Raw genomic sequence first — 19,765 nt, 5'->3', positions numbered from 1 at the left:
GGAGGACAAACTTAATATGGATTTAAAGAAATATGTAACAGTGGTTCCAGATTATCCGAAGCCGGGTATTCAGTTTAAAGATATTACAACACTAATGGACAACGGTGAAGCTTACCGCTATGCAACAGATCAAATTGTTGAATATGCACGTAAACAAAACGTTGATATAATTGTAGGACCGGAAGCCCGCGGATTTATCATCGGCTGTCCTGTAGCTTATTCACTTGGAGTAGGCTTTGCGCCAGTCCGCAAAGAAGGCAAGCTTCCTCGCGAGGTTGTACGCGTAGAGTATGGACTTGAGTATGGCAAAGATGTGCTAACAATGCATAAAGATGCCATCAAACCAGGTCAGCGCGTGTTAATCACAGATGATTTGCTTGCTACAGGCGGAACGATTGAAGCATCAATCAAATTGGTAGAAGAGCTTGGCGGAGTTGTAGCCGGCATCGCTTTCTTAATCGAATTAAGCTACCTTGACGGCCGCAGCAAATTGGATGATTACGATATTTTGACACTGATGAAGTTTTAATCACATAGCGAAAAGCACTCGGGAATGGGTGCTTTTTCTATATTAAGGCAGGTACCAGCCATTAATTGGACATAGAAAAGACTGTATATCTCTTTACATCTTCTGTGTTTTTAATGATAATAGGTACAATAAAGTTTTCATTGTAAAGGTGATTCCATGGCTAATGAACAAGTACTGACTGCTGAGCAGGTCATAGAGAAGGCAAAACAATATTTAACGGATGAAGACTTGCTTTTCATTCAGAAAGCCTATGATTTTGCAGAAGAGGCGCATCGTGAACAATACCGAAAATCGGGTGAACCATATATTATTCATCCTATACAGGTCGCAGGGATTTTAGTTGATTTGGACATGGATCCGTCGACTATCGCGGGTGGATTTTTACATGACGTCGTAGAAGATACGGACGTGACACTTGATGACTTGAAACAAACATTTAATGATGAAGTCGCCATGCTAGTGGACGGAGTTACAAAGCTAGGAAAAATTAAATATAAATCTCACGAAGAACAACAGGCTGAAAATCATCGTAAAATGTTTGTCGCAATGGCACAGGACATTCGTGTGATATTAATTAAACTTGCTGACCGTCTTCACAATATGCGCACACTTAAGCACTTGCCGCAAGAAAAGCAGCGGAGAATCTCTAATGAAACCCTTGAAATTTTTGCGCCGCTTGCACACCGGTTGGGGATTTCAAAGATAAAGTGGGAGCTTGAAGACACAGCTCTGCGCTATTTGAATCCGCAGCAGTATTACCGCATTGTAAATTTAATGAAAAAAAAGCGTGCAGAACGCGAGCTTTATTTAGAAGAAGTCATTGATGAAGTGAAAAACCGTGTTCATGAAGTAAATATAAAAGCCGATTTCTCAGGCCGCCCAAAACATATTTACAGCATCTACCGGAAAATGGCACTTCAGAACAAGCAGTTTAATGAAATCTATGATTTATTGGCCGTTCGGATTATCGTAAACAGCATTAAAGACTGCTATGCCGTTCTCGGCATTATTCACACATGCTGGAAGCCGATGCCGGGAAGATTCAAAGATTATATAGCCATGCCAAAACCTAATATGTATCAATCCCTGCATACAACAGTAATCGGCCCAAAAGGCGATCCGCTGGAAGTTCAGATCCGCACAAATGATATGCACACGATTGCAGAATATGGGATTGCTGCTCACTGGGCATACAAAGAAGGCAAAGAGGCCGAAGAGCAATCAACTCTTGAACAAAAATTAACATGGTTCCGGGAAATTCTGGAGTTCCAGAATGATACAACCAATGCAGAAGAGTTTATGGAATCATTAAAAATCGACCTATTTTCAGATATGGTATTTATTTTCACTCCTAAAGGCGATGTGATTGAAATGCCTTCAGGCTCTGTTCCGATTGACTTTGCATACCGCATCCATTCAGAGATCGGCAACAAGACGATCGGTGCAAAAGTAAACGGCAAAATCGTCACCCTGGACTATAAATTAAAAACAGGCGACATCATTGAAATCATGACTTCCAAACATTCCTATGGACCTAGTCAGGATTGGCTAAAGCTTGCCCAAACGTCTCAGGCGAAAAATAAAATCCGCCAATTCTTCAAAAAGCAGCGCCGTGAGGAAAATGTTGACAAAGGCAAAGAAATGGTTGAGAAAGAAATTAAAAATCTCGACTTTGAATTAAAAGAGGTCTTAACGAGCGATAATTTAAAGCGTGTCTCTGAAAAATTCAATTTCTCAAACGATGAGGACATGTATGCTGCTGTAGGTTATAACGGCATCACAGCAGCCCAGGTTGCAAATCGGTTAACTGAAAAATGGCGCAAAAAACGTGATATGGAACAAGAGAAAGATATTTCAGAAGTGATTTCTGAGGTGCGTCCTTATTCATCAAAAAAACGTGACAGCGGGGTCCGTGTTAAAGGAATTGACAATCTGCTGATTCGTTTATCAAAATGCTGCAATCCTGTACCAGGTGATGAAATTGTCGGTTTTATCACAAAAGGACGCGGGGTTTCTGTTCATCGGGACGATTGCCCTAATGTGCATACGGACGAGGCACAGGCCCGTCTTATACCTGTTGAATGGGAAACACAGCTTGATGGCCGCAAAGAGTACAACGTTGAAATCGAGATTCTCGGCTATGACCGCAGAGGGCTCCTTAACGAAGTCCTTCAGGCTGTCAACGAAACAAAGACAAACATTTCATCTGTTGCAGGCAAATCTGACCGGAACAAAGTAGCTACGATAAACATGGCGATTGCCATTTCCAACATAAGTCATCTTCACAAAGTAGTGGAGCGGATTAAGCAAATTTCTGATATTTATTCTGTAAGAAGAATCATGAATTAGAAAGGGTTTTTCTGTCTTGAAAATAGTTGTACAGCGTGCCAGACATGCAGAAGTAAAAGTAAATAACGAAACTGTCGGCAAAATTTCTGAAGGATTCATGCTTTTAGTGGGGGTCACCCATGAGGATTCTGAACAGGATGCTGATTATCTTGCAGATAAAATTGCCAATCTGAGAGTTTTTGAAGACGAAGAGCAAAAAATGAACCTTTCCCTGATGGATGTGGGGGGACAAGTCTTATCTATTTCGCAGTTTACTCTCTACGGAGATTGCAGAAAAGGAAGAAGACCAAATTTTATGGCAGCTGCTAAACCTGATCAAGCACAGCCTTTATATGATTACTTCAATGCAAAGCTTCGTGAAAAAGGAATTACAGTACAAACAGGTGAGTTTGGCGCAATGATGGATGTATCGTTCACAAATGTCGGTCCTGTTACCCTGATTCTCGAATCACAAGCGAATTAAGAAGACCGCCGGGCACTGTGCCTGGCGGTTTTTCTTTTTGTTTGGGAAAATATAAAATAATTGTTTTGTGGAAAAATGTGGGTGTGAAAAAGCGGCATTATAAATTAATTACTTAAAGACCATATCGATAGGTATTGGGGTGTTCTGCTTGTTAAGTTGATATTATTTAATCGCTATGCCCGGATAAAGTGGGTCAAAGCGAGTGTATGAAACAGAAAAAACATCTCCATCCAGAAAAAAGTGCGTCAAAGCGAGTGTATGGAGCAGAAAAAACGCCTCCATCCAGAAAAAAGTGCGTCAAAGCGGGTATATGAAACAGAAAAAACATCTCCATCCAGAAAAAAGTGCGTCAAAGCGGGTATATGAAACAGAAAAAACATCTCCATCCAGAAAAAAGTGCGTCAAAGCGGGTATATGAAACAGAAAAAACATCTCCATCCAGAAGAAAGTGCGTCAAAGCGAGTGTATGGAACAGAAAAACATCTCCATCCAGAAAAAAGTGCGTCAACATCCTTACCGTATAAGATCACAACCAAACCCGCATTAAAAAAACACTCAGGCCAGAGCCCGAGTGTTTTCGCATACTTATTTAAAATACTGTGCCAGTCCATAGTAAACCCCTTGTGCAACTCTTTCCTGATAAGTGCTTGAACGGACAGTCATTTCTTCGGTGCTGTTGCTGACATACCCCAGTTCCAGGAGAATGGCAGGCTGATTATTTTCACGGATAACATGATAATCTCCAAATTTCGTTCCGCGGTCTTTTAACTTTGTTTGTCTCATTAATTCAGAATGTACAGGTGATGCCAGCGGCTTATCTTTAGATCCGCTGTAATAATAAGTCGTCATTCCATTGACGCTCCTATTATCAATGCTGTCAAAATGGAAACTTATAAAAGCATCTGCATTTCTGTAGTGGGATGTGCTTACCCGTGAGCTTAAGCTGATGTAGCTGTCAGAGCTGCGCGTCAAATGCACGTCTGCCCCAGAAGCTTTCAGTTTATCAAAGACGAGTTTGGCAGTAGACATCGTCAAGTTCTTCTCAAGGGTTCCTCGGGTGCCGATTGCTCCGCCATCACGTCCGCCATGGCCAGGATCTAAAACAACGGTTTTATTTTTTAAGTATGAGGTAACATCTCCGCCAGGCCTTGTAACAGAACTTCCTTCACCTGATTGTGATACCACCCATCCTGCCACATATCCGGAGGTATTGCCGGAGAGCTGGATTTTAAACCAATCTCCTTCTTTGCTGATAACAGAAAATTGCTCACCTGCATTAGCACGTCTCAGAATACTTTGATTTGTAGCTGGACCTTTTCGAATATTAGTGCCATCTTGCAAAATACTGACTTTAGATTGACTTGGTTTTTCATTGCCAGTATTTCCTTGCCCGTTAACAATTGAAATAAAGGAACTGGAAACCCAGCCTTTTTTATTTCCAGAGTATTGAATATGATGCCAGCTGTTTTTAGATTCAAGAATCATGACTTCTGCATTTTTTAAGATGGAACCGACTACAGAGCCGTTTAAGCTGCCGACGCTGCGGACGTTAAGTGAGCTTGCTGTTACTTTTCCTTTTTTGGTGCTTCCCACAGGCGATTGAACGGAACCAGTGGAAATAAAATCACTATGTACCCAGCCCTTTTGGCCTTTAAATTGAATTTCGTGCCATTTATCCTGTGTCTTTGTGATTGAAACAGAAGCATTCTTTTTCAAGCTTCCAATGGTGTCGGCTGATGTTGAAGGCTTGTTGCGCACATTCAGTGAAGTGGCAATAACCTTGCCGCTCGTTGCACCGGATGAAGCAGGTGCTTTGGATTGTTCCTTCTTTAGAAAAATAACAAACTGACTGGAAACCCAGCCCCTTTTTCCTTTATAAGAGATCTCAACCCAATTTGAGTTTTGCTGGACAAATGATGCCGTTTGTCCCTTGTCAAATGTGCCTGTTACCTGAAAGCTTGTTCCAGGACCGCTGCGTATTCTCAAGTCTTCAGCAGTTGATTTGACCTTGTCCGAAGTGCTGCCTGAGCTTGTTTTGGGGGCTTCGGAAGATTGCTGAAGGGTTACTAGCCATGAGGCTACCCAGCCCTTGTTATTACCAGATAATTGAATTTGATACCAATCATTTTTCTGGTCTGTGATGCTGTATACAGCCCCTTTTTTTACACTGGCGATGACGGAATAGCTTAATCCAGGGCCGCTTCTGATGTTTAATCCGTCCGCTGCGATAACTGCTTTTTTTGTTTCAGCTGATGCAGGCTTTGGCATCATTTGAAGCTGGCTTATTATAAGCAGTGTGCAAATGATGGAAAAGAGTAATTTTCGAAACAATGACCGATCCTCCTTTTTCATAGATAACTTATAGTACATTCGCTTTTTATATCGGCTATCCCTTGTGACATTTGATATATTTTTTCAGGAAAAAGGAAATGCTAAAGGATAGACAGCTAAAAAGGAGCAATGACGATGAGGCACAGTGATAAAGGCGAGACAACTCATTATAACAATAATGATGTATTTGGAGTTAATTTTCATGAATTTGCGGAAAAAGAACAGAATTCTAATTTGTTTGAGCTTGCAAGTGAATATGGTTTAAGTTTGAGAGAAGTGAAGAAATTAAAAAAACAATTAAATCGCTCTTGACACAAAGCCTGAATCATTCGTATGATAGTATATAAATCTTAGCAAGAACTACATAATTTTGAACCATTGATGGAGAAGAGTAGTCAAGATGACACATGATAAGAGAGGAAAAGCCGTGGCTGAAAGCTTTTCGCATGATGACTTGATGAAGAGAACACTCCTTAGGTTTCCCTCTGAACGATACTGGCTGTATTTAATAGGAGGAGGACGTGACAGGCGTTAACTGTCTGAGTGGGAGCATTTTTTGCTTCAACTAGGGTGGCACCACGGGATCTAACTCTCGTCCCTACATTTTTATGTAGGGACGGGAGTTTTTTTATTTTCAAAAATTATGATGGTTAATGTAAATTGGAGGAGTAAAATATGTCATTTCAAATTCCGAGAGGCACACAGGATATCCTTCCTGGAGATGTTGAACGCTGGCAATATATTGAAAACACAGCACGTGAAATCTGCAGATTATATCAATATAAAGAAATCCGCACACCAATCTTTGAACACACTGAGCTTTTTCAAAGAGGAGTAGGTGAATCAACAGATATCGTTCAAAAAGAAATGTATACCTTCCAGGACCGCAAAGGAAGAAGCTTGACCCTTCGCCCTGAAGGAACGGCTTCAACGGTTCGTGCATTTGTTGAAAAGAAATTGTACGCTCAGCCGGCACAGCCGACAAAGCTTTACTATATCGGACCAATGTTCCGTTATGAGCGTCCGCAGACGGGACGCTTCCGCCAATTCGTTCAGTTTGGGGTTGAGGCGCTTGGAAGCAACAGTCCTGCAATCGATGCAGAAGTCATATCTCTTGCAATGGAACTTTATAGCGCTGTTGGATTGAAGAAGCTGAAGCTGATTATCAATAGTCTTGGCGATGCAGACAGCAGGAAAGCTCACAGGGAAGCATTAATTGCTCATTTTGAACCAAGAATCGGTGAATTTTGTTCGGATTGCCAGAAACGATTACAGCAAAATCCGCTTCGAATCCTGGATTGCAAAGTAGACCGGAATCATGAGCTTATGGGAACAGCCCCTTCGATCATGGATTACCTAAACGACGAGTCAAAAGCTTATTTCAATAAAGTTCAGCAATACTTAACGGATTTGAATATTGAGTTTACTGTAGATCCTAATCTAGTACGAGGATTAGATTACTACAATCACACGGCATTTGAGATCATGAGCGACGCAGAAGGATTTGGAGCGATCACAACACTTTGCGGCGGCGGAAGATACAACGGCCTTGTGGAAGACGTTGGCGGCCCTGAAACACCAGGGATCGGATTTGGTCTCAGCATCGAACGATTTCTTGCTGCCCTCGATGCAGAAAACGTGGAGCTTCCAATTGAACAATCGATCGATTGCTTCGTCGTAGCGCTTGGGGATAAAGCGAAAGACCGCTCTGTATCACTCGTATATGAACTCAGAAAAGCAGGATTGACTGCAGAAAAAGATTATGAGGACAAAAAAATGAAAGCTCAATTTAAGGCAGCGGATCGCTTTAAGGCTAAATTTGTTGCTGTATTGGGTGACGATGAGATTGAAAAGAACATCATATCTGTAAAAAACATGGAAACAGGCAGCCAAGTAGAAGTGGCATTAGATGAACTTACAGCCTATATAAAAGGATAGTCAAAAGGAGAGAGACAAACATGTTTGGACGAACATATTATTGCGGTGAAGTCACAGAAGCAGCAATTGGAGAAAAAGTAGTATTAAAAGGGTGGGTGCAAAAACGCCGCGATCTTGGCGGGCTCATTTTCATCGATCTAAGAGACAGAACAGGAATTGTTCAAGTTGTGATCAATCCTGAGGTTTCTGAGGATGCGCTCAAAATTGCAGAAAAAATCCGCAGCGAATATGTATTGGATATTGAAGGCACAGTAGTCGGACGTACAGAAGGAACAGTAAACCCTATTCTTGCGACTGGGAAAATCGAAGTGAAGGCAGAAAATGTAACAATTATCAATGCTGCCAAGAATCCGCCTTTCCTGATTGAAGATCGATCTGAAGAAGTTTCAGAAGATGTGCGTTTAAAATACCGTTATTTAGACTTAAGAAGACCCGCTTTGCTTGAAACATTCAAAATGCGGCACAATGTTTCAAAATCCATCCGCAATTTCCTTGATGAAAAAGGATTTTTAGATGTAGAAACACCTATTTTAACGAAAAGCACTCCGGAGGGAGCACGTGACTATTTGGTGCCGAGCCGTGTGCATGAAGGTGAATTCTATGCGCTTCCTCAATCTCCGCAAATTTTCAAACAGCTGCTTATGGTATCGGGTTTTGACCGTTATTACCAAATTGCACGCTGCTTTAGAGACGAGGATCTGCGTGCTGATCGTCAGCCTGAATTTACCCAGGTGGATATTGAAATGTCATTTATGAGCCAAGATGAGATCATGTCATTAATGGAAGAAATGATGACGCGCATTATGAAAGAAACAAAAGGTGTGGATTTAACTCTTCCTCTTCCACGCATGACCTTTGACGAAGCAATGAGCCGCTATGGTTCTGATAAGCCTGATACACGATTCGGACTAGAGCTCATCAATGTTTCCGAACTCGTGAAAGACAGCGGCTTTAAAGTGTTCAGCGGTGCTGTGCAAAACGGCGGAGAAGTAAAAGTGATTAACGTTAAAGGAGCAGCTGCTTCTTATTCAAGAAAAGATATTGATGCATTAACCGAGTTTGTTTCTCAATATGGTGCAAAAGGTCTTGCTTGGCTGAAAGTAGAGGAGCAGGAGCTAAAAGGCCCTATTTCTAAGTTTTTCCCTTCTGAAGAACAGTCAAGCTTAAAAACAGTGACTGAAGCAGAACCAGGCGACTTATTACTGTTTGTTGCAGACAAAAAGCAAGTAGTGGCGGATGCACTTGGTGCTTTACGTCTAAAACTTGGAAAAGAATTAGGGTTAATTGACGAAAGCAAATTCAATTTCCTTTGGGTAGTTGACTGGCCTCTAGTTGAATATGACGAAGAAGCGGGACGCTACTTTGCAGCGCATCATCCATTTACAATGCCTGCACGCGAGGATCTTGAGCTGTTTGAAACAAACCCAGGCGGAATGAAAGCTCAGGCCTATGACCTTGTTTTAAATGGATACGAGCTTGGCGGGGGATCCATTCGTATTTTCGAAAAAGAGATACAGCATAAAATGTTTAAGCTGCTTGGTTTCTCTGAGGAAGAAGCGGTGGAACAGTTTGGCTTCCTGTTAGAAGCTTTCGAATACGGCACCCCTCCACATGGCGGAATTGCTCTTGGACTTGACCGTGTAGTCATGCTTTTGGCAGGCAGAACGAACTTGCGGGATACGATTGCATTCCCTAAAACGGCGAGTGCAAGCGACCTTCTGACACATGCTCCAAGTGAGGTCAGCACAGCACAATTAACGGATCTTCATCTTGCATTAAACCTGAAAAAGAGTGAATAATACCCAGTGTGATTTACTTGAAAACTGCACCTTGTTGTGGTAATCTTTTTACAAGATAAAAAGAAGTCCTGATGTGTACGTCGTACACTTAGTTTTGATCCAACATTACTTGATCCGGGAGTTCACGTTTTCATCGTTATGTAAATGCCTCATCATACGATCAGAGGACTTGTCATACATGAAACAGGACACCCACCTGCTGTGAGCGGGTTCAAAACCAAGATAGCAGCGACGGCACAATTGGGACTACTTGACGAACGAGAATTCAGCCTGCATAAGCTTTCTGCTTATGCAGGTTTTTATATGAAGGAAATTCTGATTAAATAGGGAGCAGCACTTGTTTTTCATGAAAAGTATGATATATTCATTTTCAGGTAAAATACAGACATGAATTAACTAAATGGAGTTGAGAGTTTTGCTGAATCAATTTTCCCGCAATGAACTTGCGATAGGCAAAGAAGGCATTGAAATTTTGAAAAACAGCACAGTTGCAGTCCTTGGAATTGGCGGAGTAGGTTCTTTCTCTGCGGAAGCACTTGCTCGTTCAGGTGTAGGACGAATTTTGCTTGTAGATAAAGATGATGTGGATATCACAAATGTAAACCGCCAAATTCATGCACTCGTATCAACTGTAGGCAAGCCAAAAGCTGATTTGATGAGAGACCGCATTAAAGAGATTAACCCGGATTGCGATGTCATTGCACTGAAAATGTTTTACACGGAAGAAACATATGAGGAATTTTTCAGCTACGGCCTTGATTATGTTATTGATGCATCTGATACGATCTCATATAAAATCCATCTTATGAAAGAATGCTTAAATAGAGGCATTCCGATTATTTCAAGCATGGGTGCAGCGAATAAGACAGATCCGACAAGATTTCAAATTGCGGATATTTCCAAAACACATACAGATCCGATTGCCAAAGTGGTCAGGACCCGTCTTCGCAAAGAAGGAATCAGAAAAGGCATTCAGGTTGTTTTCTCTGATGAAAGCCCGATTGTCATCCGCGAAGATGTACGTATGAAGGTAGGCAATGATGCTGCGCAGATCCGCAAAGCGAAAATGCCGCCATCATCTAATGCGTGGGTACCTTCTGTAGCAGGTTTGATTATGGGCGGACATGTTATTATGGAGCTTTTAAAAGATATTAAAATTACACGTGTAAACGACTGAATAATAAAAAAGCGGCATGATTTCACATCATGCCGCTTTTCTTATTGTCAGCTCAACAATTCTAGTCACTTTGCCTGAACAAATTCCAGCATAAAGTTGAACCCGGACTTTTTGCTGGAATTTTCCTCTGTCTGCCGGGTTGAACAGGTATTTCTTCTTAACACATTGTCCAGCTCCATCACCCAGCTCCTCGGCCAGAACGTCTCAGCCTGAAAAGTCAAAACCGGACTTTCCAGTCTGAGCCTTATCTGTCTGTCGGAGCTAAACGGGTGATTCCGCTTTTCGTTATTGCTGCTTCATCAGCTTTTCATAAATTTGTGAAAGGGAAAGTTCGAATTTCCCTGTTTGTTTAGGGTCATAGTACTTTTTCTTTTTTAGTGAATTCGGCAAATATTGCTGCTTTACCCAGCCATTCTCGAAGTCATGGGGATATTGATAGTCAATGCCTCTCCCGAGCTTTTCTGCTCCCTTGTAATGTGCATCTTTCAGGTGTGCAGGAATTTCACCGCTTTTCCCGGAACGAATATCTGCTATCGCAGCATCCAGTGCTTTGTATGCGCTATTGGATTTTGGTGATAAACAAAGCTCAATAACTGCATTTGCAAGCGGGATTCGCGCTTCCGGCAATCCTAGTCTTTCGGTCGCTTCAATGGCGGCCAATGTTCTTGCTCCAGCCTGAGGACTTGCAAGACCTATGTCTTCATATGCGATAACTAACAGCCTGCGGTTGATGCTTATTAGATCTCCAGCTTCTATCAATCTGCCAAGATAATGAAGAGCTGCATTCACGTCAGAACCTCGTATTGATTTTTGAAACGCAGAAAGGACGTCATAGTGGGCATCGCCGTCTTTGTCATGGACAAAGCTCTTTTTTTGCAGACATTCTTCTGCTGTATCAAGTGTTACGTGTATTTCGCCATTTTCACCCGGATCTGTTGAGATGACCGCAAGCTCCAGAGCATTCAGAGCAGACCGGACGTCACCTGCACAGCTTGAAGCAAAGTGCATGAGAGCTTCCTTGGAAATTACGGTCCGGTATTTGCCAAGTCCTTTCTTTTCATCCTTTAAAGCTCTTTCAAGTGCTGTTTTTATATCATCAGCTTCAAGCGGCTTTAATTCAAAAATCTGGCATCTGCTTCTGATTGCAGGATTGATGGCATGATAGGGGTTGCTTGTTGTTGCTCCTATTAAAATGATTTTTCCATCCTCCAAATAAGGAAGAAGAAAATCCTGTTTTGCTTTATCCAGACGATGGACTTCATCAAGAATTAAAATGATCTTGCCGGACATTTTCGCTTCTTCTGCAACAATCTCCATATCTTTTTTATTATTCACAACCGCATTAAGCTTTCGGAAAGCTGTTTTTGTGCTTCCTGCAATCGCTGTTGCGATGGATGTTTTTCCTATTCCGGGAGGGCCGTACAAAATCATGGAGCTCAAATGTTTTGCTTTTACCATCCGCTCAATCATTTTTCCTTTGCCGACTAAATGTTCCTGCCCGATGATTTCATCAATATTTTCTGGTCTCATTCGAAATGCCAGAGGTTTCATGTTCTCCCTCCTTAGGGCAAAGCACTAATCTTATTTTAACTAAGCTTATCATGACTTTCCCGCTTAGTCATAAGAATTGATATATACCTTATAGTAAAACGATAAGTCAATTTGAATGCTCTGATGCAGGATAATATGCTATAATGGCATAGGTTCATTTATGAAATAGCAATTATTAACAGCGAAACAATAATTGTTTCAGATTTTTAAACGATGAAAGGCGGAGTGAAGAAAGATGGGCGCTTTCCGCAGTAAAAAGAATCAAGAGCTAGGTATTAGGTGGAGCATTTATTTCATAGGCCTGCTCATCATGTCTTTAGGCATCGTCCTTACAATAAAAGCAGAACTTGGCACATCTCCGTGGGATGTGCTTCATATAGGTTTATATTACCAGTTTGGTTTAACGATTGGATCTTGGGCAATTATTGTAGGAGGAACTATTCTTCTTTTGTCATCAATTTTCACAAAAAAGCTGCCTCAGGCAGGTGCGTTTGTCAATATGCTGACTGTAGGTTTGTTTATAGATTTATACTTGCTTTTGCCTTTTATACAGACCCCATCCGGCTATGCCGGAAAAGCACTGATGCTTTTGCTTGGAATTATTGTGATGGGATATGGAATTGGCTTGTATATTTCTGCAGGATGTGGTGCTGGTCCCCGGGATACTTTAATGCTAGCTTTGGTTGAAAAGACCGGCATAAAGGTGTCAAGGATACGCGGAGCCATTGAATTGATTGTTCTTTTTTTCGGCTGGATCCTCGGCGGTCCGGTCTTTATCGGAACAATCGTCTGCACACTATCTATTGGGTACATCATTGGATTTACCCTTCCTCAATGTCAGAAGACAACGAATGCAATGCTTGAAAAGACAGTCAGAAAAGAACCGCATGTTCACCAAGTTAGCTAGAATTATAGGGGTGTAAATATGAAAATTTCAACTAAAGGCCGTTATGGTCTTACAATTATGATAGAGCTTGCAAAGAAACACGGGGAAGGGCCAACCTCCTTAAAAAGCATCGCTCAGACGCATGATTTATCTGAACACTATTTAGAGCAATTAATTGCACCGCTCCGTAATGCCGGTTTAGTCAAGAGTATTCGCGGAGCATACGGGGGATATGTTCTCGGAAATGAACCTGATGCCATTACTGCAGGTGATATTATCAGAGTTCTTGAAGGACCGATCAGCCCTGTAGAAGTACTTGAAGATGAAGAGCCTGCTAAGCGCCATTTATGGATTCGCATACGCGATGCAGTGAAAGATGTACTGGATAATACAACTCTTGAAGATTTAGCGAACTACACAGATGGCGAGCAGGAATCTTATATGTTTTATATTTAAAAAGGAGGGTGTAAAATGGAGCGAATTTATTTGGACCATGCCGCTACATCCCCCATGCATCCGGAAGTGATTAACCAAATGCTTCCTCACATGCAGGATGTATTCGGAAATCCCTCAAGTATTCATTCGTTCGGTAGAGAAAGCAGAAGACTGCTGGATGAGGCGAGAGCGGTTATTTCCAGGAGTCTTCATGCAAAACCGAAGGAAATTATTTTTACGAGCGGAGGAACTGAGGCTGATAATTTAGCCATAATCGGCTCTGCACATGCAAATCAGCATAAAGGCAGGCATATCATTACGACGCAGATTGAGCATCATGCTGTTTTAAATACATGCAAGCATCTGGAGAAACAGGGATTTCAGGTCACCTATTTGCCGGTTGATCAAAATGGAGCTGTTTCAATTAAAGATCTGAAAAGAGAATTAACGTCTGAAACAATATTGGTCACAATCATGTACGGGAACAATGAAACTGGTTCGATTCAGCCGATTGAGGAGATCGGCAAGGCTCTGAAGGATCATCAGGCTCTCTTCCATACAGATGCTGTACAGGCATTCGGAATACTCGATTTGAATGTTAAAGAGAGCTATATAGATATGCTCTCTGCTTCTGGCCACAAGATTAATGGACCAAAAGGAACCGGTTTTCTATATGTTAAAGAAGGAATCTCGCTTAAACAGCATTCACACGGCGGAGAACAAGAGCTGAAACGGCGTGCAGGAACGGAAAATGTACCCGGCATTGCCGGGCTGAAATCCGCAGTCCAGCTTGCACTTGAAACCAGAGAGCAAAAAACTGTACTTTACAAAGGGTTTAAAGATAAAATAATTGATATTTTAAAGACTGAAGATGTTTCCTTTGAAATTAATGGAGAAATGGAAAGCAGCCTTCCGCATGTTTTGAATCTTTATTTTCCTGGTACAAATGTGGAGTCAATGCTTGTGAACATGGATATAGCAGGGATTGCTGTATCGAGCGGATCAGCATGCACGGCAGGGTCAATTGAGCCTTCACATGTTCTGACTGCCATGTACGGAAAGGGTGCTGAACGGACAAAAGCTTCCATTCGCTTTAGTTTTGGTCTTGGAAATACGATGGATCAAGTTGAGAAAACGGCTTTGGAAACCGCACGAATTGTAAAACGTTTAACAGCTTAGATAGATGGACACTGGAGGTGGAAAAGATGCAAAAAGCACCTAAAGACACACGCGTTGTTGTTGGAATGTCAGGAGGGGTAGATTCCTCTGTTGCGGCACTACTTTTAAAACAGCAGGGCTATGATGTGATCGGCATCTTTATGAAAAACTGGGATGATACGGATGAGAACGGAGTCTGTACAGCTACTGAAGACTATGATGATGTGATTCAGGTCTGCAATCAAATCGGAATCCCCTATTATGCAGTAAACTTTGAAAAACAATATTGGGACAAAGTGTTCACTTATTTTTTAGATGAATATAAAGCAGGGAGAACCCCGAATCCTGATGTAATGTGCAATAAAGAAATTAAATTTAAAGCATTTTTAGAGCATGCAATATCTCTTGGCGCAGATTACCTGGCTACAGGGCACTATGCACAAGTTGAGTACCGTGACGGAGAATACAAAATGCTCAGAGGCGCTGATGAAAATAAAGATCAAACGTATTTCCTAAATCAGCTGACCCAAGAACAATTATCAAAAGTCATGTTCCCAATCGGAAATATTCCGAAGTCAAAAGTACGCGAGATTGCAAAAGAAGCAAATCTTGCGACCGCAGCGAAAAAAGACAGTACAGGCATATGCTTTATCGGAGAACGGAATTTCAAGGAATTTTTAAGCGGCTATCTTCCTGCACAGCCTGGTTTAATGCAGACTCTATCAGGAGAAGTAAAAGGCAAGCACGACGGCCTGATGTATTACACCATCGGACAGCGTCATGGACTGGGCATTGGCGGCAGCGGCGATCCTTGGTTTGTGGTAGGGAAGGACCTTGAAAAGAATGTGTTATACGTGGATCAGGGCTTTGACAATGATCTGCTCTATTCGGATTCGATTACAGCTACAAACATCAGCTGGGTTTCGGACAAACTCCCTGAAGGAGAAGTTGTCTGTACGGCAAAATTCAGATATCGTCAGGAAGATCATGCAATCACAGTGAAAATGGTGGATGAAACGACTGCCCAAGTGATTTTTGACAAACCGATCCGCGCCATTACACCTGGACAGGCTGTTGTTTTCTACAAAGATGACGAATGTCTTGGCGGCGGAACTATCGATGAAGTATTTAAAAAGAACGATAAAATCTGGTATGTTGGTTAAAGATGCAGCCTTTGTTAAAACCTCAACGTCGGTTGAGGTTTTTTCTTTAAATATTTGTTACCGGGAGTGTTACTAATTATGAGTGATAAAAGTACATTAGGAATAGAAGCCATGCAAAAAGGCGATTTTGAAAAAGCGGCAGGATATTTTTCAGAGGCTATTGAAGAAAATCCAAAGGATGCTGTTTGCTATGTGAATTTCGGAAATTTATTGGCAGCAGTAGGAGAATTTGAAAAAGCCATTACGTTTTTTGAAAAATCGCTGGAACTTGATGCAAACACGACAACTGCCTACTACGGAGCAGGAAATGTGTATTACAATAGCGAGCAATTTCAATCAGCCCAAAAAATGTTTTTAAAAGCGGTTCAAAAAGGGATGGATCATTCAGATGTCTTTTTCATGCTTGGAATGAGCTATGTTCAAATGGAACAGCCGCTGCCTGCCCTTCCATATCTGCAAAGAGCTGTAGAATTAAATGAAGAGGACACGGAAGCGCGCTTTCAATATGGATTATGTTTAGCTCAGCAGGAATCGCTGAATGAAGCCATTCGCCAATTTCAAATTGTAGTGGAGCAGGACCCAAATCATGCGGACGCATACTATAATTTAGGTGTAGGCTACGCATTTAAAGAGGATGCAAAAAAAGCGATGGACATGCTGGATCAAGCTTTGAGCATTCAGCCGGACCATGATATGGCGGCTAATTTGAAGCAGCTGATGCAAACGCTGTAAGAATCAGGCAATAAAGGGGAGGAGATCTTGTGCAGCAAAAGGCGGACCTGTTTCAAGAGCAGGAACGGTTTTTAAAAGGAAAGATCATCACGGTTATTTATCAGAATGACCAAAACCATTATACCGTCTTAAAGACGGAGGTTCTTGAAACGAGCGAAAATTATGATCAAAAAGAAATAACCGTGACAGGCTATTTTCCTCTTCTGCATGAAGATGAAACATATACATTCTTTGGGATGCTGACACAGCATCCCAAATTTGGCCAGCAATTTCAGGCTGAGCATTACCGGAAAGAAATTCCCAAAACGCGCGACGGTGTAATACAATACCTTTCAAGCGACCTGTTTAAAGGGATAGGCAGGAAAACAGCTGAAGCGATAGTGGATGTACTTGGAGAAGGCGCAATTTCGAAAATGATGGAAGATCCTTCTGTGCTTGATAAAGTGCCGAAGCTCGGCAAAGACAAAGCAAAACAGCTGCTTGATCAGCTGAAGGAGCATCAGGGTCTAGAGCAGGCCATGATTAGTTTAAATCAGCTTGGCTTCGGCCCTCAGCTTTCTATGAAAATTTACCAGGCCTATCAGGAAAGAACGATCCAAGTGATCCAGGAAAATCCTTTTCAGCTAGTTAAAGATATCGAGGGAATTGGCTTCGTGCGCGCTGATGAGCTTGGAGGACAAATGGGCCTCGGCGGAAACCATCCTGAGAGGATTAAAGCGGCTTGCTTTTATACAATTGAACATCTTTGCCTGCAAGAAGGCCATACATATGTTTCACTGGAGCAGTTAATTATAAAATCAATGGAATTGCTGAATTCATCGAAGAGTTCAGGAATCATTGAAACAGATATCTCAGAGCAAGTGATCAAACTTGCAGAAGATAAAGGAATTATTATTGAAGAAGACAGAGCTTATCTGCCGTCTCTGTTTTTTGCTGAACAGGGACTTGTGAAAAGTATCCAGCGTGTCCTTTTGCAGACAGAATATGAGAGCATTTTTCCTGAATCAGAGTTTTTGCTTTCACTCGGGAAACTGGAAGAGAGAATGAAAGTGCAGTACGCCCCGACTCAAAAAGAAGCCATCCAAACGGCTCTGATGTCTCCTATGCTTCTGCTTACGGGAGGACCTGGTACAGGCAAGACGACCGTTATAAAAGGGATTGTTGAGCTTTACGCAGATCTGCATGGCTGTTCGCTTGAGCAAAAAGACTATAAAAAAGAAGAGCCTTTTCCAATCTCATTAGTTGCTCCGACAGGACGGGCAGCAAAAAGAATGACAGAAGCAACAGGCCTGCCGGCTGTAACGATTCACCGGCTGTTAAAGTGGAACGGTGCAGAAGGATTTGATCACGGTGAGGATAACCCGATCGGTGCAAAACTGCTGATTGTTGATGAAATGTCGATGGTGGACACTTGGATTGCAAATCAGCTGTTTAAAGCTCTGCCTGAACATATTCAGGTCATAATGGTTGGAGATGAAGATCAGCTGCCCTCTGTAGGACCTGGTCAAGTACTGCGTGATTTGCTTGAGTCTGAGGCAGTTCCCGTCGTAAGACTGACGGATATTTATAGACAGGCAGAGGGTTCATCCATAATAGAGCTTGCACATGATATTAAAAAAGGAAGGCTGCCTGATAATCTGGCTGCACCTACAAAAGACAGATCCTTTATTCGGTGCAGCGGTGCACAGGTAAAAGAAGTGGTTGAGAAAGTCATATCAAACGCCATCAAAAAAGGATATACAGCCCGAGATGTTCAGGTGCTTGCTCCCATGTACCGCGGGCCTGCTGGCATAGATCAGCTTAATATTATGCTGCAGCAGCTGTTTAATCCTAAAGCTGAAAACAAAAGAGAAATGAAGTTCGGCGAGACTGTATACAGATCGGGTGACAAAGTTCTTCAGCTCGTTAATCAGCCTGAGAGCAATGTTTATAATGGCGATATTGGCGAGATTGTGTCCATTTTTTATGCAAAGGAAAACACTGAAAAAGAAGATATGATTGTCATCTCTTTTGATGGCAATGAGGTCACATATACAAAATCAGATTTCAATCAATTTACGCATGCTTTTTGCTGCTCGATCCACAAATCTCAGGGCAGCGAATTTCCGATTGTTGTTGTGCCTGTCGTCAAAAGCTATTACAGAATGCTTAGAAGAAACTTAATTTATACGGCCATTACAAGAAGCAAGCAGTTTTTAATCCTTTGCGGGGAACAAGATGCCCTTTTGCGAGGTATTGAAAACAGAGATCATTTAAGCCGGCAGACCTCTTTAAAAATGAAGCTTTCAGAAAAACAGCATATGATTGAAGAGCTTACAGAGGAGCTTCCTTTTGATCTTGCTGATGCCATGATCGGAATGGAAGGCATTACCCCGTATGACTTTATGGAAGACAACAAAATCTAAGAATGTTCGGAAAGGGGGAGTTTCTCCTGCGGACATTTACAGAGCTCAGAGGAATGCCGGTAGTTGATGTTGAAGACGGATCAATTGCTGGGTTTGTATCTGATGCTTGTTTTGATGCAAATGGCTCTTTTATAGGGCTGTTAATAAATGAAAAAGGGATATTCAGAAAAGGGCGCATCGTTCCGGCAGAGACGATTTGTACAATTGGCAAGGACGGGATTATGGTTAACGGCAGAAGCAGCCTGAAATCGATGTCTGAATTTAGAGAGGCTTATTTCCTGCAATCACACCGGAGGATCCAGTACAAAGCGGTCTATTCTACAGAAGGCGAGAAGCTTGGGCTCCTTGCTGATGTATACTTTTCTGAACAAGTGGGCACCATTGTAGCATATGAACTGACGGACGGATTCTTTGCAGATATGATGGAGGGAAAACGAAAGCTTGATCCTCCTGGGTCTTTAACCATTAGCAAAGATGCAATCGTCATGGATTTTATTCATTAGCGAGGTGCACCGCATTGTTAAAATGCCCGAATTGTAAAAGTAAGGATATTGGGAAGATTGGCGTGAATCAGTATTATTGCTGGGGCTGCTTTATTGAGCTGTCCATATCCAAGGGCCAAATCTTTACCCATCAAGTGGAAGAGGACGGTTCTTTAAGTTCTCTAGATGATCTTTTTACAGATGATGATCGGACAATCAGCATGTAGACATAATGAAGGGGGAACCAGCGATGAACCGCAAAATGTCCTCAATGCTTTCAGATCTGATTGGACGCATTCCGATGTCCAAACGTTCCATGAAAAAAATGCGAAAACGAATGATGAAAAGGTTTTAATGCCCTGTCCCC

The 19,765-nt window shown here is 42.0% G+C and carries 17 protein-coding genes, 1 other RNA gene and 1 other annotated feature; of the genes, 16 read left to right on the top strand and 2 right to left on the bottom strand.

Translation table 11 applies throughout. The annotated features are described in order from the left end of the window. Window positions 1–16: 16 nt before the first annotated feature. The 3 genes from QLQ22_RS18465 to dtd all read left to right on the top strand — a co-directional run bounded on the left by QLQ22_RS18465 (window position 17) and on the right by dtd (window position 3,341). Window positions 17–529, top strand: coding sequence for an adenine phosphoribosyltransferase (locus QLQ22_RS18465; protein ID WP_223436925.1), 513 nt, complete (start codon window positions 17–19; stop codon window positions 527–529). A 156-nt stretch (window positions 530–685) separates the two neighbouring features. Beyond that, a complete protein-coding gene (locus QLQ22_RS18460) occupies window positions 686–2,878 on the top strand; it encodes a RelA/SpoT family protein (protein WP_223436923.1) in 2,193 nt (730 codons plus the stop codon). A gap of 16 nt (window positions 2,879–2,894) precedes the next feature. Continuing rightward, a complete protein-coding gene (gene dtd, locus QLQ22_RS18455) occupies window positions 2,895–3,341 on the top strand; it encodes a D-aminoacyl-tRNA deacylase (protein WP_223436921.1) in 447 nt (148 codons plus the stop codon). Between the two features lie 585 nt (window positions 3,342–3,926). Here the strand turns inward: dtd and QLQ22_RS18450 are convergent. After that, window positions 3,927–5,672: an N-acetylmuramoyl-L-alanine amidase family protein gene (locus QLQ22_RS18450; RefSeq protein WP_284015310.1), complete on the bottom strand. Its 1,746-nt coding sequence runs from the start codon at window positions 5,670–5,672 to the stop codon at window positions 3,927–3,929. A 135-nt stretch (window positions 5,673–5,807) separates the two neighbouring features. On the opposite strand from QLQ22_RS18450, the gene QLQ22_RS18445 reads away from it, so the two are divergent. The 5 genes from QLQ22_RS18445 (at window position 5,808) to QLQ22_RS18425 (ending at window position 10,586) form a co-directional block, all read left to right on the top strand. Then, window positions 5,808–5,984: a hypothetical protein gene (locus QLQ22_RS18445; protein ID WP_223436915.1), complete on the top strand. Its 177-nt coding sequence runs from the start codon at window positions 5,808–5,810 to the stop codon at window positions 5,982–5,984. 57 nt (window positions 5,985–6,041) lie between these two features. Continuing rightward, window positions 6,042–6,275, top strand: a binding site (T-box leader). A gap of 72 nt (window positions 6,276–6,347) precedes the next feature. Then, window positions 6,348–7,610, top strand: a complete 1,263-nt coding sequence (hisS, locus tag QLQ22_RS18440; RefSeq protein WP_223436913.1) for a histidine--tRNA ligase — start codon at window positions 6,348–6,350, stop codon at window positions 7,608–7,610. Between the two features lie 20 nt (window positions 7,611–7,630). After that, entirely contained in the window at window positions 7,631–9,409 is a 1,779-nt protein-coding gene (gene aspS / locus QLQ22_RS18435) for an aspartate--tRNA ligase (RefSeq protein ID WP_284015309.1), read from the top strand. 62 nt (window positions 9,410–9,471) lie between these two features. After that, window positions 9,472–9,660: non-coding RNA, 6S RNA (gene ssrS / locus QLQ22_RS18430), on the top strand. A gap of 164 nt (window positions 9,661–9,824) precedes the next feature. After that, the gene (locus QLQ22_RS18425) at window positions 9,825–10,586 is read left to right on the top strand and encodes a tRNA threonylcarbamoyladenosine dehydratase (RefSeq protein ID WP_223436909.1); all 762 of its coding nucleotides are present in this window, start codon (window positions 9,825–9,827) and stop codon (window positions 10,584–10,586) included. 285 nt (window positions 10,587–10,871) lie between these two features. On the opposite strand, the gene QLQ22_RS18420 is transcribed toward QLQ22_RS18425, so the two are convergent. Beyond that, on the bottom strand, window positions 10,872–12,137 hold the full coding sequence (locus QLQ22_RS18420) for a replication-associated recombination protein A (RefSeq protein WP_284015308.1): 1,266 nt from the start codon (window positions 12,135–12,137) through the stop codon (window positions 10,872–10,874). 235 nt (window positions 12,138–12,372) lie between these two features. Between QLQ22_RS18420 and QLQ22_RS18415 the strand changes: the two genes are divergently transcribed. The 8 genes from QLQ22_RS18415 (at window position 12,373) to QLQ22_RS18380 (ending at window position 19,625) form a co-directional block, all read left to right on the top strand. Continuing rightward, entirely contained in the window at window positions 12,373–13,044 is a 672-nt protein-coding gene (locus tag QLQ22_RS18415; RefSeq protein ID WP_223436905.1) for a YczE/YyaS/YitT family protein, read from the top strand. Window positions 13,045–13,062: 18 nt separating this feature from the next. Next, window positions 13,063–13,479 (top strand): cysteine metabolism transcriptional regulator CymR, encoded by a 417-nt coding sequence (gene cymR, locus QLQ22_RS18410; RefSeq protein WP_223436903.1) that lies wholly within the window; start codon window positions 13,063–13,065, stop codon window positions 13,477–13,479. Window positions 13,480–13,494: 15 nt separating this feature from the next. Beyond that, entirely contained in the window at window positions 13,495–14,637 is a 1,143-nt protein-coding gene (locus tag QLQ22_RS18405) for a cysteine desulfurase family protein (protein ID WP_284015307.1), read from the top strand. Between the two features lie 26 nt (window positions 14,638–14,663). Beyond that, window positions 14,664–15,779 (top strand): tRNA 2-thiouridine(34) synthase MnmA, encoded by a 1,116-nt coding sequence (gene mnmA, locus QLQ22_RS18400; protein WP_252207221.1) that lies wholly within the window; start codon window positions 14,664–14,666, stop codon window positions 15,777–15,779. A 78-nt stretch (window positions 15,780–15,857) separates the two neighbouring features. Further along, on the top strand, window positions 15,858–16,511 hold the full coding sequence (locus QLQ22_RS18395) for a tetratricopeptide repeat protein (RefSeq protein ID WP_252207220.1): 654 nt from the start codon (window positions 15,858–15,860) through the stop codon (window positions 16,509–16,511). Between the two features lie 29 nt (window positions 16,512–16,540). Next, window positions 16,541–18,916 (top strand): SF1B family DNA helicase RecD2, encoded by a 2,376-nt coding sequence (gene recD2, locus QLQ22_RS18390; RefSeq protein ID WP_223436895.1) that lies wholly within the window; start codon window positions 16,541–16,543, stop codon window positions 18,914–18,916. 2 nt (window positions 18,917–18,918) lie between these two features. Then, window positions 18,919–19,419, top strand: coding sequence for a PRC-barrel domain-containing protein (locus QLQ22_RS18385; RefSeq protein ID WP_284015306.1), 501 nt, complete (start codon window positions 18,919–18,921; stop codon window positions 19,417–19,419). Window positions 19,420–19,433: 14 nt separating this feature from the next. After that, window positions 19,434–19,625, top strand: a complete 192-nt coding sequence (locus QLQ22_RS18380) for a hypothetical protein (protein WP_070879785.1) — start codon at window positions 19,434–19,436, stop codon at window positions 19,623–19,625. Window positions 19,626–19,765: the final 140 nt, after the last annotated feature.

Source organism: Metabacillus hrfriensis (assembly GCF_030127205.1).
GTDB lineage: Bacteria > Bacillota > Bacilli > Bacillales > Bacillaceae > Bacillus_P > Bacillus_P dongyingensis.
Note: the sequence above shows the minus strand (reverse complement) of the source record. Positions and strands in the feature narration are given on the sequence as shown.

Coding starts and splice junctions, on each gene's coding strand:
- hisS (WP_223436913.1), top strand. CDS start 6,348: ATGTCATTTCAAATTCCGAGAGGCACACAGGATATCCTTCCTGGAGAT.
- mnmA (WP_252207221.1), top strand. CDS start 14,664: ATGCAAAAAGCACCTAAAGACACACGCGTTGTTGTTGGAATGTCAGGA.
- QLQ22_RS18405 (WP_284015307.1), top strand. CDS start 13,495: ATGGAGCGAATTTATTTGGACCATGCCGCTACATCCCCCATGCATCCG.
- QLQ22_RS18445 (WP_223436915.1), top strand. CDS start 5,808: ATGAGGCACAGTGATAAAGGCGAGACAACTCATTATAACAATAATGAT.
- cymR (WP_223436903.1), top strand. CDS start 13,063: ATGAAAATTTCAACTAAAGGCCGTTATGGTCTTACAATTATGATAGAG.
- QLQ22_RS18460 (WP_223436923.1), top strand. CDS start 686: ATGGCTAATGAACAAGTACTGACTGCTGAGCAGGTCATAGAGAAGGCA.
- QLQ22_RS18395 (WP_252207220.1), top strand. CDS start 15,858: ATGAGTGATAAAAGTACATTAGGAATAGAAGCCATGCAAAAAGGCGAT.
- QLQ22_RS18465 (WP_223436925.1), top strand. CDS start 17: ATGGATTTAAAGAAATATGTAACAGTGGTTCCAGATTATCCGAAGCCG.
- QLQ22_RS18420 (WP_284015308.1), bottom strand. CDS start 12,137: ATGAAACCTCTGGCATTTCGAATGAGACCAGAAAATATTGATGAAATC.
- QLQ22_RS18385 (WP_284015306.1), top strand. CDS start 18,919: ATGTTCGGAAAGGGGGAGTTTCTCCTGCGGACATTTACAGAGCTCAGA.
- aspS (WP_284015309.1), top strand. CDS start 7,631: ATGTTTGGACGAACATATTATTGCGGTGAAGTCACAGAAGCAGCAATT.
- QLQ22_RS18415 (WP_223436905.1), top strand. CDS start 12,373: ATGGGCGCTTTCCGCAGTAAAAAGAATCAAGAGCTAGGTATTAGGTGG.